This is a genomic window from Lentzea sp. NPDC054927 (assembly GCF_053610285.1).
Map to the genome: position 1 here is coordinate 133,299 of NZ_JBSGXZ010000016.1, position 14,231 is coordinate 147,529.

At 68.0% G+C, this 14,231-nt stretch carries 17 protein-coding genes; 6 read left to right on the plus strand and 11 right to left on the minus strand.

What is annotated here, in order from left to right; genetic code table 11:
- The first annotated feature begins 9 nt into the window (after window positions 1-9).
- On the plus strand, window positions 10-534 hold the full coding sequence (locus ACWGE0_RS22710; protein WP_452262892.1) for a GNAT family N-acetyltransferase: 525 nt from the start codon (window positions 10-12) through the stop codon (window positions 532-534).
- Window positions 528-1,052, plus strand: coding sequence for a GNAT family N-acetyltransferase (locus ACWGE0_RS22715; RefSeq protein ID WP_452262893.1), 525 nt, complete (start codon window positions 528-530; stop codon window positions 1,050-1,052). Before ACWGE0_RS22710 ends, ACWGE0_RS22715 begins: the two co-directional genes overlap by 7 nt.
- On the opposite strand, the gene ACWGE0_RS22720 is transcribed toward ACWGE0_RS22715, so the two are convergent.
- On the minus strand, window positions 1,045-1,623 hold the full coding sequence (locus ACWGE0_RS22720; protein ID WP_452262894.1) for a TetR/AcrR family transcriptional regulator: 579 nt from the start codon (window positions 1,621-1,623) through the stop codon (window positions 1,045-1,047). The genes ACWGE0_RS22715 and ACWGE0_RS22720 overlap by 8 nt on opposite strands.
- 77 nt (window positions 1,624-1,700) lie before the next feature.
- On the opposite strand from ACWGE0_RS22720, the gene ACWGE0_RS22725 reads away from it, so the two are divergent.
- The gene (locus ACWGE0_RS22725; protein ID WP_452262895.1) at window positions 1,701-2,180 is read left to right on the plus strand and encodes a DUF2975 domain-containing protein; all 480 of its coding nucleotides are present in this window, start codon (window positions 1,701-1,703) and stop codon (window positions 2,178-2,180) included.
- Window positions 2,180-2,401 carry a helix-turn-helix domain-containing protein gene (locus ACWGE0_RS22730; protein ID WP_452262896.1) on the plus strand — a complete coding sequence of 74 codons (222 nt, stop codon included), beginning with the start codon at window positions 2,180-2,182 and terminating at the stop codon, window positions 2,399-2,401. The genes ACWGE0_RS22725 and ACWGE0_RS22730 overlap by 1 nt, the downstream gene beginning before the upstream one ends.
- Here the strand turns inward: ACWGE0_RS22730 and ACWGE0_RS22735 are convergent.
- A complete protein-coding gene (locus ACWGE0_RS22735) occupies window positions 2,398-3,633 on the minus strand; it encodes a glutamate mutase L (protein ID WP_452262897.1) in 1,236 nt (411 codons plus the stop codon). The two genes, ACWGE0_RS22730 and ACWGE0_RS22735, sit on opposite strands and share 4 nt — an antisense overlap.
- 88 nt (window positions 3,634-3,721) lie before the next feature.
- On the opposite strand from ACWGE0_RS22735, the gene ACWGE0_RS22740 reads away from it, so the two are divergent.
- Window positions 3,722-3,928 (plus strand): hypothetical protein, encoded by a 207-nt coding sequence (locus ACWGE0_RS22740; RefSeq protein WP_452262898.1) that lies wholly within the window; start codon window positions 3,722-3,724, stop codon window positions 3,926-3,928.
- Window positions 3,929-4,067: 139 nt separating this feature from the next.
- Here ACWGE0_RS22740 and ACWGE0_RS22745 read toward each other — a convergent pair whose 3' ends face one another.
- The 9 genes from ACWGE0_RS22745 to ACWGE0_RS22785 all read right to left on the minus strand — a co-directional run bounded on the left by ACWGE0_RS22745 (window position 4,068) and on the right by ACWGE0_RS22785 (window position 13,414).
- A complete protein-coding gene (locus tag ACWGE0_RS22745) occupies window positions 4,068-4,523 on the minus strand; it encodes a MarR family winged helix-turn-helix transcriptional regulator (protein ID WP_452262899.1) in 456 nt (151 codons plus the stop codon).
- Window positions 4,524-4,532: 9 nt separating this feature from the next.
- Window positions 4,533-6,272: an alpha-L-fucosidase gene (locus ACWGE0_RS22750; protein WP_452262900.1), complete on the minus strand. Its 1,740-nt coding sequence runs from the start codon at window positions 6,270-6,272 to the stop codon at window positions 4,533-4,535.
- Between the two features lie 60 nt (window positions 6,273-6,332).
- Window positions 6,333-7,868: an amino acid permease gene (locus ACWGE0_RS22755; protein WP_452262901.1), complete on the minus strand. Its 1,536-nt coding sequence runs from the start codon at window positions 7,866-7,868 to the stop codon at window positions 6,333-6,335.
- A gap of 264 nt (window positions 7,869-8,132) precedes the next feature.
- Window positions 8,133-9,056, minus strand: a complete 924-nt coding sequence (locus tag ACWGE0_RS22760) for a cation diffusion facilitator family transporter (protein ID WP_452262902.1) — start codon at window positions 9,054-9,056, stop codon at window positions 8,133-8,135.
- 45 nt (window positions 9,057-9,101) lie between these two features.
- On the minus strand, window positions 9,102-10,316 hold the full coding sequence (gene manA, locus ACWGE0_RS22765; protein ID WP_452262903.1) for a mannose-6-phosphate isomerase, class I: 1,215 nt from the start codon (window positions 10,314-10,316) through the stop codon (window positions 9,102-9,104).
- 19 nt (window positions 10,317-10,335) lie between these two features.
- Window positions 10,336-11,400, minus strand: a complete 1,065-nt coding sequence (locus ACWGE0_RS22770) for a hypothetical protein (protein ID WP_452262904.1) — start codon at window positions 11,398-11,400, stop codon at window positions 10,336-10,338.
- A gap of 4 nt (window positions 11,401-11,404) precedes the next feature.
- Window positions 11,405-11,605, minus strand: a complete 201-nt coding sequence (locus tag ACWGE0_RS22775; RefSeq protein ID WP_452262905.1) for a Trm112 family protein — start codon at window positions 11,603-11,605, stop codon at window positions 11,405-11,407.
- A gap of 12 nt (window positions 11,606-11,617) precedes the next feature.
- Entirely contained in the window at window positions 11,618-12,970 is a 1,353-nt protein-coding gene (locus ACWGE0_RS22780) for a phosphomannomutase/phosphoglucomutase (RefSeq protein WP_452262906.1), read from the minus strand.
- A gap of 84 nt (window positions 12,971-13,054) precedes the next feature.
- The gene (locus ACWGE0_RS22785) at window positions 13,055-13,414 is read right to left on the minus strand and encodes a DUF3499 domain-containing protein (RefSeq protein ID WP_319968601.1); all 360 of its coding nucleotides are present in this window, start codon (window positions 13,412-13,414) and stop codon (window positions 13,055-13,057) included.
- Window positions 13,415-13,507: 93 nt separating this feature from the next.
- Between ACWGE0_RS22785 and ACWGE0_RS22790 the strand changes: the two genes are divergently transcribed.
- Window positions 13,508-13,951, plus strand: a complete 444-nt coding sequence (locus tag ACWGE0_RS22790; RefSeq protein ID WP_319968663.1) for a metallopeptidase family protein — start codon at window positions 13,508-13,510, stop codon at window positions 13,949-13,951.
- Window positions 13,952-14,231: the final 280 nt, after the last annotated feature.

Genomic DNA, 14,231 nt, shown 5'->3' on the forward strand with positions numbered 1-14,231 from the left:
CTGCGAACCATGCTGACCGGGGAACTTGTTCGACTGCGGCCCGTCGAGCCGGAGGACGCCGACGCGTTCTACCGCTGGCACAACGACGAAGACGTCATGCGCTGGCTGCAGAGCTACACCCACGACTCGCTCGCCGCGCTGCGCAAGCGGTTCGCGGACCGCGCGGAGAACTCGTTCGAGAAGGCCACCTTCTGCATCGAGACGCTGGAGGACGGCAAGCTCATCGGCGTCGTGGCGCTGCGGGACGCGGACCCGATCAACCGGCGCGCGCAGGTCGACATCTACATCGGCGAGAAGGAGTACTGGGGCGGCGGGTACGGGACCGACGCGCTGCGCCGGGTGTGCAGGTACGGGTTCGACACCCTGAGGCTGCACTCGATCGAGCTCACCGTCGTCGAGGTGAACGAGCGGGCGATCCGGTCGTACAAGAAGATCGGGTTCCAGCTGGACGGGCGGTTGCGGCAGGCGTTCTTCCGCGACGGGAAGTGGTACGACGAGCTGCTGATGTGCGTGCTGGAGGACGAGTTGTGCTGACCGGGGATCTGGTCCGGCTGCGGCCCGTCGAGCCCGAGGACGCCGAGGCCTTTCAGCGCTGGTTCAACGACGAAGAAGTGATGCGCTGGCTGTACGCCTACTACCACGTGTCGTTGGCTTCGATGCGCAAGACGTTCGCTGAGCGGCCGGACAACTCGTACGAGCGAGTCACCTTCTGCATCGAGACGTTGGACGAGCGCAAGCACATCGGCCTCGTCAGGTTGCGGGACGCGGATCCGGTCAACGCGCGGGCCGAGGCCGACATCTACATCGGTGAGAAGGAGTACTGGGGCGGCGGGTACGGGACCGACGCGCTGCGCCGGGTGTGCCGGTACGGGTTCGACACCCTGAGGCTGCACTCGATCGAACTCGGCGTCGTGGAGGCGAACACGCGTGCCATCCGGTCCTACGAGAAGGTCGGGTTCCAGGTCGACGGACGGCTCAGGCAGTCGTTCTTCCGCGACGGCGAGTGGCACGACGCGTTGCTGATGAGCGTGCTGGCCGACGAGCTCACCTGAGCGCCGGCTCCAGGTGGCTGATCGCCTCACGCAGGTGATCCTCGACGGAGCCGGCCGGCATCACGACCAGGCCCGACGGGCGCACGTTCACCCAGCGCTGCACGGCGATCCGGGCGGCGGCGGACACCGCTGCGGCCAGCACCTCGGCGCCGGTCGGGTCCTTGCCGAGGCGTTCGGCGATCACCTCGGCGATCGGCGGCTCCACCGACGACACCGAGTCGAGGTAGGCCTCGCGCAACGACGGGGTCGAGTTGATCAGCGCGAGAGCCTCGGTCGGGGGGTCGCGGTACTGCTCGGCGAACGCGGCGACGATCGAGTCGACCAAGGGCTCGTCCGACGGGCGTGCGCGGAGTGTTTCGGCTACTTGCAACGCCCGTGAGGCCGTGATGCCGGCGACGATCGCGTGCTCGCGGCTGGGGAAGTAGTTGTTGTAGGTGCGCGGCGAGACGTTCGCCGCCTCGGCGATCTCGTCGACGCGCACGTTGTCGACGCCCTTCTCCAGGGCGAGGCGCAGTGCGGCGGTCGAGAGGGCCGCTCGGGTCTCTGTCTTCTTGCGCTCACGCAGTCCCACGGCGATCACTGTAGAGACCTGTTGCGACACGATCACTACCGATTGACTTTCGATAGATCACTACCGATACTCGATGCGTGATTTCTGAGCGTTGGGCAGTGGTTGCCCTGCGAGTGTTCCTCGTGGCGCTGTTCGGGATCCTCGTCGTGCTGGAGACGTTGTCGATCCCCGGCTCCTACGCGTACATGGCGCAGCAGAACCCGGACGAGGCGTACCTGCGGTGGCCCTCGACGATCGTGTCGGTGTTCTGGGTGGTGTGCGTGCAGGTGGTGATCGTGGCCACCTGGAAGCTGCTCACGCTTGTGCGCAAAGATCTGATCTTCACCGAGGCCGCGATCAAGTGGGTCAACGTGATGGTCTGGGCGATCGCCGCCGGGTGGGTCGTGCTGGTGGGTGTGTTCATCTGGGTCGGCTTCAACGCCGACGACCCCGGCGTGCTGGTGTTGTTCTTCTTGTTCACCACGGGGGTCAGCGTGATCGGGCTGGTGCTGGTCGTGATGCGGGCGCTGTTGCAGCGCGCCACGACGCTGCGTGCCGACATGGAATCGGTGATCTGATGGCGATCATCGTGCGCATCGACGTCGAGCTGGCCAAGCGCAAGATGAGCGTCGGCGAGTTCGCGGAGAAGGTCGGGCTGACGCCGGCCAATGTCGCGGTGCTGAAGAACGGGCGGGCGAAAGCCGTGCGGTTCAGCACCTTGGAGGCCATGTGCCGGGTGCTGGAGTGCCAGCCCGGCGACCTGCTCGAGTTCGTGGACGAGGAAGAGTCCGCCTCCTAACCCAGTTGCTTCGCCAGTCGGTCGGCGGCCTCGAGCCGCCGCGACTCGGCGAGCAGACCCACCGGCGCCAGCACGTAGTCGCGGTCGACGGTGATCTCGGCGGTCCGCAGCACGGGCCGCAGCACCGGGTCGCTCCGCAGCGCCTCGACGATCGGCGTGATGTCCGGCGTGTGCCGGAAAACGCCGCCGGAGAGCACCAGCAACCCCGCGCCGTGCGGTCCGAGCTGGCCGTCGACCTGCCGGAGATGCCTGCGCACAGCCAAGATCGCGGCGAACGACGCCAGTTTGATGTCCACCGCGGGGTCTTCCGGGAGCCAGCCGACGTTCTCGGCCCTGTGACGTGCTTCTTCCGTGAGATCTTCGGTGGTGAGGCGTTCGGCTACCGCTTCCTTGACCACACCCGGTGCCGACCAGCGCATGCCGAGGTCGCCTTCGACGGTGCGCCTGTCCGGTGGCAGCGCGACCGTCCTCTCCAGACCCTCGCTGTCCACGTTGGACACCGCCGAGTAGACGTCCGTGGTGGCGCCGCCGACGTCCACGACCAGCACAGCGCCTTCGCGGTCCTGCGCGGCCAGCCTGGACACGCCCGCCAGCACGGCGTCCGGGGTCACGGCTCGCACCAGCTGCCGGAATCGCGGACCCCTCGAGAGGCCTTTGCCGCCGATCACGTGCTGGAGAAACGCCTCGCGGATCGCCTTGCGGGCGGGATCCGGGGCGAGCTGGCCGACGTCGGGCAGCACGTTCGGGCAGGCCACCACCGTCCGTTGGCTGAGGAGTTCCAGAGCTTCGGGCTGTGCCTCGACGTTGCCCGCGAGCACGATCGGCACGGCCACACGGGCGAGCTTCTTCGCGTTGTGCAGCAGAACCGACCGGTCGCCGCCGTCCGTGCCGCCGACCAGCAGGATCAGGTCCGGTGCCGAGGCTCGCAGCGCCTTCACGTCGACCGGGCCCGCGCTGACGTGCACGATCTTGGCGCCCGCGGACAGAGCCACCCGGTAGCCGGCCTCGGCGCTCACCACGCGTTCCTGTCCCACGACCGCGAGCCTGAGGCCACCGCCCGCGGACGAGCAGGCCAGGATCTCGCCGTCGCCAACTGTGTCGCGGAGCGCGTCGATGCCGTGCAGCACCTCGGGAGGCGTGGTCGGGTGCTGCCCGGTCCGGAGCAGGTCGCCCTCGGGGGTGATGAGCGCGGCCTTGGTCCAGGTGGAACCGACGTCGAGACAGAGGATCACGAGGCAAGCTAACCCACCATGAAGCTCACGCCCAAGGTGATCCTCGAAGGCACGCGGCCGACCGGCAAGACGGGTTCTCCAACGAGCCGTGGGACGCGGGCTGATCGACTTCGCGCCGGAGGAGACGTCGCTGGCGATCGAGACCTACGAGACGTGGGTGCGGATGTTCGAGCTGCAGCGCTACAGCGCGTCGGGCCTGTTGGTTGGCAGCAGCTGCGACCGGGCATGCCGCGTCGCGATGTTCGTGCGCACCCAGGCTTACAGCGCATTCGAGGAGCACGAGCGGAGCGCCTAACGGCCAGCCGCAACCGGAAACAGCGTGACTCGCTGCCTCCGTTCGAATAGGCGCAGCAGCTAAGCGAACTCACGGTGCAATCGAACACTGCCCAAGCTCAATGTCGCGCATACCACCGCATTGCTGGCCTGCTGACGCTCTAGTCGTCCGCTCGCTCGTGCACGACCTGCATGAACGACCCCAGCTGCGCGAGCTGCTCCGGCGTGAAGAGGTCGATCAGGTACTCGCGAACCGTGGTGACGTGACCGGGCGCGGTGGTGTGCAGCAGGTTCTTGCCGGCGTCGGTGAGCACGGCGAGGATGCCGCGCTCGTCGGACTCGTGCGGTTCGCGCCGCACGAGTCCCGCCTTCTCCAACTTGCCGATCTGGTAGGTCAGCGAGCTCTTGGACACCACGACGCGGCGGGCCAGCTCGGTCATCCGCATGCGGTTGCCGGGCTGTTCGGACAGGACGACCAGCACGTTGTACTGCGCGTGCGAGAGGCCCGCGTCGCGCTGCAACTGCTGTTCGATCTGCCTCTCGAGGAGGTGGTACGCCTGGACGAAGTGATGCCAGGCGTTCCCCTCCTCCTCGGAGAGCCACCGCGCGTTACCCATGTCCGCAGGTTAGTTGGTGTAGAGCTGTTCCTCGGGCACAACCTGCTGGTTTTGGTTCGCCGAGGACCACAGCAGCTTGAGGTGTGCCTCGCCGGTCCGTTCCGCGTAGTCGACCTTGATGGCGTGCTTCTTCCCGGCCTGCAGGGCGATCGTGCCCTTGTCGACGCGGACCTGGTGCGCCTGCGAGGCGTCGATCACGAGCTTGCCGTCCACCCACACCTTCGCGATGTCGTCGGAGACCGTGAGGAACGTGTAGGTGTCGCTGAACCTCGGCTGCACGAACCCGGTCCAGCGCACGGAGAAGTTGTCGCCGTCGAAGCGCCACGCGAAGTTCAGCGACGGATCCGTGCGGGTGGTGGGCGTGCCGGTCCAGTTGTTCGTCGGGAAGTACTGCGCGCGCAGGCCCTTTCCGGTTCCGGGTGGTGCGGCCTGCTCGCCGCGCACGGTCAGCTCGATCACCGTGGCGACGTCGTTCGTCTTGGCGCCACTGGGTTTCACGTCGTAGCCGTCGCCGGCCTTCACCACGGACACCTGCTGCGGGCTGCCGAGCACGCGGGCCGACGTGACGTCGAACGGTTCGAGCACGTTGAGGTGCAAGGAGTTCGACCAGTCGTAGACGGACAGGTAGAGCTTGTCGTCCTTGCGCGTGACGGCACCCCAGGCCGGGTCCGCGACCCACGAGGCCGCCGAAGCACCGTGGACGGCGCTACCGTGCTGCGCGAGCCAGGAACCCATGGCGCGCAGGCGATCCGACTCGGGTGCCGGGATGCGGCCGAGCTTGTCCGGGCCGACGTTGAGCAGGTAGTTGCCGCTGCGCGAGGCGATGTCGACGAGGTTGCGGGTCAGCGTCGTGGGGCTCTTGAAGTTCTTGTCCCACTTGGCGTATCCCCACTTGCTCGGGATGGTCATGCAGGACTCCCAGAGCTGGGCGTCGATCGGCGCGGACGGGAAGGTCTGCTCCGGCGTGCCGAAGTCGCCGTCGACGACCCGGCGTTCCTTCACGCCCGGCGCGCGCTTGGAGATCCGGTTGTTGATGAGCAGGTCCGGGTCCTTGGCCTTGAGGAACGACTCCAGCTCGGCGCCGTCCTGCTTGGTCCACGGGTTCGGCGGGTTGTCGGTGTCCCAGTCGCCGTCGAACCACAGCAGCGCCGGGTCGTAGCCGTCGATCAGCTCGACGAGCTGGGCGCGCATGCGGGCCTTGTACCGCGCGAAGTTCTGTGCCGACCGGGCGTCCGGGTCGTGCCAGTCCCAGGTCGAGTAGTAGAGGCCGAACTTGATGCCCTGCCGGTCCGCTTCAGCCTTGAGCTCGGCCAGCACATCGCGGTCGCGGTCGAACGCGGAGTGGTCGCGCAGGCTCCACTTGTTGACCTTCGTGGGCCACATCGCGTAGCCGTCGTGGTGCTTCGACGTGATGACGATGTACTTCTGCCCCGCCGCTTTCGCCGTGTCGACGACGGCCTTGGCCGAGAACTGGGCGGGGTTGAACGACTTGACCAGCCGCTCGTAGTCGGCGGTCGGGATCTTGCACTTGTTCATGATCCACTCGGCGTCCTGGCACGTGGAGCCGTCGGACCTCTGGTACTCGCCCTCGAGCTGCGAATAGCCGCCGAAGTGGATGAACATGCCGAAGCGGGCGTCCCGGAACCACTGCGTGCGCTCCGAGGTGAACGGGTCGTCTGTGGCGTAGTTCGTGCCGGGACCTGCCAAGGGCAGCACCGCCAGCAGCGCTGCGACCAGCGCGTTGAGCATCGAACCCCTCCTCCAAGCTCATGGCGGCACCATGAGCTTGGAGGAGAAGAGATCCGATGTCTAGATGCCTGGCTCTTCGCCGTGCTTGACGACCGGTTCTGGCTCGACCTTGCCCTGACCGGTCTTGCCCAGCACCGAGTTGCGGCGGCTGTAGATGAAGTAGACGACCACACCGAGCGCCATCCACACGATGAACCGGACCCAGGTGAGCGCGGTCAGGTTCAGCATCAGCCACAGGCAGGCGAGGATCGCGAGGATCGGCACCAGCGGCACGAGCGGCACGCGGAAGCCGCGCGACAGGTCCGGCCGCGTCTTGCGCAGCACCAGCACACCGCCGGAGACGAGGATGAACGCAAACAGCGTGCCGACGTTCACCATCTCTTCGAGCTTGCCCGCGGGGAAGAAGCCCGCCGCGACCGCGACCAGCACACCGATGATGATCGTGATGCGCGTCGGCGTGCCGTGGCTGCCGGTCTTCGCCAGGCCGCGCGGCAGCAGTCCGTCCCGCGACATCGCGAACAGCACCCGGCTCTGACCGAGCATCAGCACCATGACGACGGTGGTCAGACCCGCGAGCGCACCGACCGAGATCACCGTGGCTGCCCAGTCGGCGCCGTTGTCCGCGAACGCACTGGCGAGCGTCGCACGCGAGCCGTCCGGCTGCGTGGCGAGCTTCGTGTACGGCACCATGCCGGTGATCACCAGCGTGACGGCGACGTACAGCACCGTCACGATCGCCAGCGAGCCGAGAATGCCGCGCGGCACGGCCTTCTGCGGGTTCTTCGTCTCCTCCGCCGTGGTCGCCACGACGTCGAAACCGATGAACGCGAAGAACACGATGCTCGCGGCCGCCAGCATGCCGAGCACGCCGTACGTGCTGCCCGAGTATCCGGTGATCAGCGAGAACAGGGACTGCTCGATGCCCGTGTGCGCGGCAGGGCCACCTTCGGCGGCCGGCGGGATGAACGGGCTGTAGTTCTCGGCCTTGATGTAGCTGATGCCGACCACGATCACGAGCAGCACCACGGCGACCTTGATGGCCGTGATGACCGCGCTGACGCGCGAACTCAGCTTCGTGCCCACGACGAGCAGAACCGTCAGCACCCCGACGAGCAGCACCGCGCCCCAGTCGAACTTGATGCTGTCGCCCACCTCGGTCTTCACGTCGAACCCGAGCAGGCCGAGTGTGGTCTGCAGGTAGGCCGACCATCCCTTGGCGACCGCGGCCGATCCGACCGCGAACTCCAGCACCAGGTCCCAGCCGATGATCCACGCGGCGAACTCGCCGAACGTCGCGTAGGAGAACGTGTAGGCGCTACCCGCGACCGGCACCGTCGAGGCGAACTCGGCGTAGCACAAAGCCGCCAGCGCACAGGCGATCGCCGCCAGCACGAACGAGAGCGACACCGACGGCCCCGCGATGTTGCCGGCGGTGGTCGCCGTGAGCGTGAAGATGCCGGCGCCGATGACGACCGCGACGCCGAAGACCGTGAGGTCCCAAGCCGTCAAGTCCTTGCGGAGCTTGGTGTCCGGCTCGTCCGTGTCCGCGATCGACTGCTCGATCGACTTCGTGCGCCACAACCCGTTCCCAGGCACGGTGCATACCTCCTTGATGGACCCAATTGGCCCACCCTAGAGGTATCCAGCATGTGGAACCCCTATAGCTGATGTTCGCGGGTTGTCCGGTGTTTGTCTCGATACGACCGGCCCGCTGTCCCGCCCTAGTCAGACCACGGCTGCCACGTGACGCCGGTAGGACTCCTTCCCCCGGTGCTCATGCACTCCCGCCAACGCGTGTTGCCAATGCGCGACACGACAAAGCCGCCCCGGCGACAACATCGGGGCGGCTTTGGGGAGAAATCAGGAACTGGTGACCGTCGACCGGTCCAGATCCGGCTCCAGGTAGATCAACCGAGCGTGCGGCACCTTGGCCCGCACCCGCTGCTCGGCATCGTTTATCGCCTGCGCCACCTCGTCGAGCGGCAGGTGCGGCTCCAGCGCGATCTTCGCCGCGACCAGCAGCTCCTCCGGGCCGATGTACTGCGTCTTGATGTGGATGACGCGTTGCACCTTGCCCGCGGCCAGCTCGTCCACGATCAGGTCGAGGTCCTTGTCGGACGCGCCCTCACCGATCAGCAGCGACTTCATCTCGATGATCAGGATGACCGCGATGATGCCCAGCAGCACACCGATGGCGATGGTGCCGAGCGCGTCGAACACCGGGTCGCCCGTGATCATCGAGAGGCCGACGCCGAACAGGGCCAGCACCAGGCCGACGAGGGCGCCGAGGTCCTCGAGCAGCACCACGGGCAGTTCCGGCGTGCGGGACTGGCGGATGAAGCCCCACCACGAGACGTCGCCCTTGATCTTCTTCGACTCGTTGATGGCGGTGATGAAGCTGTAGGTCTCCAGGCCGATCGCCACCACCAGGATCACGATCGCGATGATCGGGTCCTTGAGGGGCTCCGGGTGCTGCAGCTTGTGGATGCCCTCGTACAGCGCGAAGACCGAGCCCAGGGTGAAGAGCATCAGTGCCACGACGAACGACCAGAAGTAGCGGTCACGGCCGAAGCCGAACGGGTGCAGCCTGGTGGCCTTGCGCTGTGCGGTCTTCTGACCGAGCAGCAGCAGGCCCTGGTTCGACGTGTCCGCAAGCGAGTGCACCGACTCTGCCAGCATCGACGACGAGCCGGTGAACAAGAATCCGATGAACTTGGCCACCGCGATTCCGGCGTTCGCCGCGAGTGCTGCGACGATGGCCTTGGATCCGCCCCCTGCTGACACGCGTGTCTCCTTGCTGAAACCAGTCCGGTTTGTCCGGTGAGGACCTTAGTCCGTTCCCGCTGTCGCGCGGAAAAGTTGAGCGGATTCGACACCATCTGGCCGGACGACGACCGCGGGGTCGGAGGCGGGCAGCCACACGGACTGGCCGCGCTGCAACCGAAGTTCGTCGCCGCGCGCGTTCGTCAAGATCGCTGCGCCCGAGGTGCAGAGGACGATCTGCGGACCGTCGTGGTTGATCCGGATCTCCCCGGGCACGTCCAGGCGCGACAGTTCGAACTCCGGCGCCGGCGTGCGGTAGATCCGGACGCCCGGCGAGATCTCCTCGCCCAGCAGGACGTCCATGTCGCCGCACGTGAAGTCGAGCACACGCAACAACTCGGGCACGTCGACGTGCTTGGGCGTGAGGCCGCAGCGCAGGACGTTGTCCGAGTTCGCGAGGATCTCGATGCCGGTACCGCGCAGGTACGCGTGCAGGTTGCCGGCGGGCAGGTGGATCGCCTCGCCGGGCTGCAGCACGATGCGGTTCAGCAGCAGTGCCGCGAGCACGCCCGCGTCGCCGGGGTAGGACTCGCCCAGCTCCAGGATCGTGCGGCATTCCATGTCGAACTCGCCGTGCTCCTTCACGTGCAGCACGCACGCGTCGAGCACCTGCGGCAACAGCACCGAGAGCGACGTCTGCGGCAGCGTGATCAGCATCGTGAACAACGCGCGCAGGCCCGAGGAGTCCGGCTGTGCGACCAGCATTTCGGTGTAAGGCGACAGCGCGGGCGCGTCCAGCGTGCGCAGCAACGAGACCGTGCGATCGGGCGACCGAAAACCAGCGAGGGCGTGGAACTCGGTCAACGCGCAGATCAGTTCCGGCTTCGCGGCCGGGTCCTTGTAGTTGCGCACCGCGGCGTCGAGCGGCACGCCGCGGGCCTCTTCCACGGCGAAGCCTTCGGCGGCCTGCGAAGCGGACGGGTGCGCCTGCAGGCTCAGCGCCTCGTCGGCGGCGAGGACCTTGAGCAGGAACGGAAGCCTGCTGCCCCACCGCTCGGCCACGCGCGTGCCGAGCTGGCCGTCCGGATCGGACGAGAGGAGGTCGAGCAGTGATCGTTCGACGCCGTCGGTACCGACCACGCGGGACGGGTCGCCGGGGTGGGCGCCCATCCACAGTTCGGCCTCGGGATGAGGTGCGGGCACCTCCCTCCCGAGCAGCTCGGCGATGGCCGTGCGTGAACCCCACGCGTACGGCCTTACCGCGTTGTGCAGCAGGTCCACTTCTAAGTCAGCTCCCAATTCAGTACGGGTTGCCGCCGAGCGCTCCGGCGGCGAGCCCGAGGTACAGCGCGGCCAGTTCGAAGCGCAGCGCGAGGAGCGCGGCGCTGACCGCGTCGCCTCCCGCCACCTCGACGGCCGGCTCCAGCACGTCTGCGCCCGGCAGGGCGTCCTCGGCGGCGTGCCGGACAGCATCGGCCACCGGGCCCTGGCGCACAGCCAGCAACAGCACGCGCACGAGTCCGCCGGCGACCTCGTCGTCCGGGTCGGCGAACAGGTCCGCGCCGGAAGTTCCCTGCACCGCGCGGCGGTGCAGGACCGTGCGGGTGAGCGCCTGCGGATACCCGGCGACATCCGACGCGACACCGGCGAACGCGCCCAGCACGCCCGCGCCGTGCACGCCGATCGAAGTGGCGACCTCGTCGAGGCCCCACAGCAACGGCGTGCGGTCGGCGACGCGCAACGCGAGCGACTTCGCCGGGTTCACGAACGACTCGTGCATCGGGTGGTCGCGCTCGGCCTCGCGGTCGAGTTCGTCCGCGACCAGTTCGACGTCGACCTTGAGCAGGCCCAGCGAGTTCAGCACCACGAGCCACGCGCCGAGCGCGCGGTGGAAGCTGAAGCCCGGCGGGACGTCGATGCGGGGCGGCAGCAGCACGGCACGACCGGCTGCGGCCGCGGCGATCGGACCGGAGTCCGGCGCCGTCAGCAACGTCCGGGCGCCCCTGCGGACGGCCCGGTCGATCGATTCGGCGAGCACCCTGTCACCAGGGTCCTCGGTGTGGGCGAGCACCACGTCGAGGGCGCCGACCCACGGCGGCACCTCGTCGGCCACGACCACCGGCACCGAACAGCCGGGGCCGAGCAGCGCCATGACCACGCCCGCGACCGCGACCGAATGGCCCGGACGGGTGATCAGCACGACCGCGCGCGGGCGTTCGGAGAAGATCCGTTCCACCCCCGCCTCGGCCGCGGCCTCAGCGGTGGAACGGACCTGTGCTCCCGCCCGTGCGGCGGCGCGCAACCACCCGCCGGTGTCGGCGTCGGCGAGGCGGCTCGGGTCGTCGAGCAGCGTGTCGTCGAGCACCAGGTCACCCAGCCGTTGGCGGCTCGACCGCCTCGTCCAGCAGCAGTACCGGGATGCCGTCGCGAACCGGGAACGAACGGCCACACGCGGTGCACGTGAGGAAGTCCGCTTCCGGGTCGGCAGGCGTCCCGAGCCGCAGCGGCGCGTGCTCGGGGCACGGGCAGGCGAGGATCTCCAGCAACTGCTCTTCGAGCTTGACGGCCACGGTCTTCTCTCCTCAGGCCCGCACGATCGCGAGGACCTCGTCGCTCAGTGCGACGACGGCCTCGGGAGTGGGGGCTTCGACGTTCAGGCGCAGCAACGGCTCGGTGTTCGAGGCCCGCAGGTTGAACCACGACCCGTCTGCCAGCTGCACGGTGAGACCGTCCAGCTCGTCGATCGTGACGCCGTCCTTCGAACCGTACGCCTCCTTGATCGCGGCGATGCGGCCCTGCTGGTCGGCGACCGTGGAGTTGATCTCACCGGAGGCGGCGTAGCGGTTGTAGACCTCGGTCAGCGTCGACAGAGGACCGTCCTGCTCGCCCAGCGCGGCCAGCACGTGCAGCGCGGCCAGCATGCCGGTGTCCGCGCGCCAGAAGTCGCGGAAGTAGTAGTGCGCGGAGTGCTCGCCACCGAAGATGGCGCCGGTCCTGGCCATCTCCTCCTTGATGAACGAGTGGCCGACGCGCGTGCGCACGGGCTTGCCACCGTGCTCGGTCACGATCTCCGGCACGGCGTGCGAGGTGATCAGGTTGTGGATGATCGTGCCGCCGGGGTCCTTGGCCAGCTCGCGCACGGCGACCAGCGCCGTGATCGCGGACGGGCTGACCGGGTCGCCGTTCTCGTCCACGACGAAGCAGCGGTCCGCGTCGCCGTCGAACGCGACACCAGCGTCGGCACCTTCTGCCTTGGTGCGGGCCTGGAGGTCGACGATGTTCTTGGGGTCGAGCGGGTTCGCCTCGTGGTTCGGGAAGCTGCCGTCGAGCTCGAAGTACATGGGGATGACCTCGATGGGCAGGCCCTCGAAGACCTGCGGCACCGTGTAGCCGCCCATGCCGTTGCCCGCGTCCACGACGATCTTGAGCGGGCGGATGTTCTTCAGGTCGACCAGCTGGTTCAGGTACGCCGCGTAGTCCACGAGCATGTTGCGCTCTTCGAACGTGCCGGGCTCGACGCCTTCCGCGTCCGGGACCTGGTTCTCGGCGTCCTGGCGGATCTGCCCGAGACCGGTGTCCTGGCCGACCGGAGAGGCACCCGCGCGGCACAGCTTGATGCCGTTGTACTGCGCCGGGTTGTGGCTCGCGGTGAACATGGCACCGGGCAGGTCCAGCTTGCCGGACGCGAAGTAGAGCATGTCCGTGCTGGCCAGGCCGATGCTGATGACGTTCACGCCCTGCGCCTGAGCACCCTCGGCGAAGGCCCTGGAGAGCCCAGGCGAGGAGTCGCGCATGTCGTGACCGATGACGATCGTGGGTCCGCCGACCAACCGCGCGAAAGCTGCGCCGAAGTCGCGAACCAAGCCGGCGTCCAGCTGTTCGCCGACCACCCCGCGGATGTCGTACGCCTTGACGATGCCGGACAGGTCACGCACGCCGCACACTCCCATGAAACTCGCTCTTGACGGCCACTGCCCGGGCAGCCTACCGGCGAGAGGATTAGTGATGCGTGTGGTCGTTCAGTCCTCGTGCGGATCAGGCAATACGCGCAGGTGGCCACGCCTCTGAGAGCCGATGGGCACATCGGGCATCTTGGGCGCGACATCAGCCCGCCCAGCCTCCCGCACGGCCTCAGCCAGGGCCGTCAGGTCGTCCACCGTCGGCTCGGGCGCCGCGAACTCACCCTGATGCCTCACGACCTCCCACCCGCGCGGCGCCGTGAGCCGCAACGCGTGCTCCTCGCACAGGTCGTAACTGTGCGGTTCGGAGTACGTGGCAAGCGGCCCGACGACCGCGGTGGAGTCCGCATAGGCGTAGGTGAGCGTGGCGACAGCCGGGTTAGCACACCCGGTTCGCGAGCACCGTCTCACGCTCCGCACGATCGGGGACGATAGCGCGTCCACGGGAGGCTGTGTGTGAGGCACGCTGTGTTTGCTCCCAGGCAGCAGCAACTAGGCTGCGCTGTTGTGGTGATGGCACGGGGTTCACGGCGGCAGGACTCGCCGCGCAGGCGCAACCGCGACCGACACGGCCGCGGCCTCCGCGGCCCGCTCTACCCAGCCACCCTGCCAGCGGCCCGATCCCGCGCCGAACGCTTCGACGCCCTGGTCATCGAGGCCCTGGAACCCATCGAAGCCCGCTGGCGAACCGAGCTCACCCAGCTCGACGTGGCCGTGGACGACGTCCCGGACGTGCAGGTCGAAGGCGAAGACGGCGTAGTAGAGGACGGCAACGTCCCCCTGGCCCGCCTACTCCCCCCAGGCTCCGACAACCGAGCCCGCATCGTCCTCTACCGCCGCCCTCTAGAAGCCCGCGCCAAGGACGGCGCCGACCTGGCCGACCTGGTCCACGACGTCCTCGTGGAACAGATCGCCAACTACCTAGGCCTCGACCCAGACGTGGTAGACGAGGGCTAACACCCCTCGCTCCGCTCCTTTGGCGTGGCGGCTCTCACACCGGCGGGCCAACAAGCGGTGGTTGGGGGCTGGGCAACCGAGGCGATGGCGAAGCCGAGCTGCCCGAGGCGACGGCGAAGCCGAGCTGCTCTTGGCTTTTCTCGTGTGGTTCCGGTGGGGGTCCCCGTCACGAGTCGTGCCTCAGCTCTTGCTGCAACCAGGCAGGGATGTCAAACGGACACGCTTTTCGTCCGTTTGACATCCCTGCCTGGTTGTGGCGCGCTCTGGTACGGCTTGTGAC

Bases quoted from the DNA above. Each gene is read 5' to 3' on its own strand.
- ACWGE0_RS22745 (WP_452262899.1), bottom strand. From the start codon at position 4,523: ATGGGTAACGCGCGGTGGCTCTCCGAGGAGGAGGGGAACGCCTGGCAT.
- ACWGE0_RS22730 (WP_452262896.1), top strand. From the start codon at position 2,180: ATGGCGATCATCGTGCGCATCGACGTCGAGCTGGCCAAGCGCAAGATG.
- ACWGE0_RS22750 (WP_452262900.1), bottom strand. From the start codon at position 6,272: ATGCTCAACGCGCTGGTCGCAGCGCTGCTGGCGGTGCTGCCCTTGGCA.
- ACWGE0_RS22790 (WP_319968663.1), top strand. From the start codon at position 13,508: ATGGCACGGGGTTCACGGCGGCAGGACTCGCCGCGCAGGCGCAACCGC.
- ACWGE0_RS22710 (WP_452262892.1), top strand. From the start codon at position 10: ATGCTGACCGGGGAACTTGTTCGACTGCGGCCCGTCGAGCCGGAGGAC.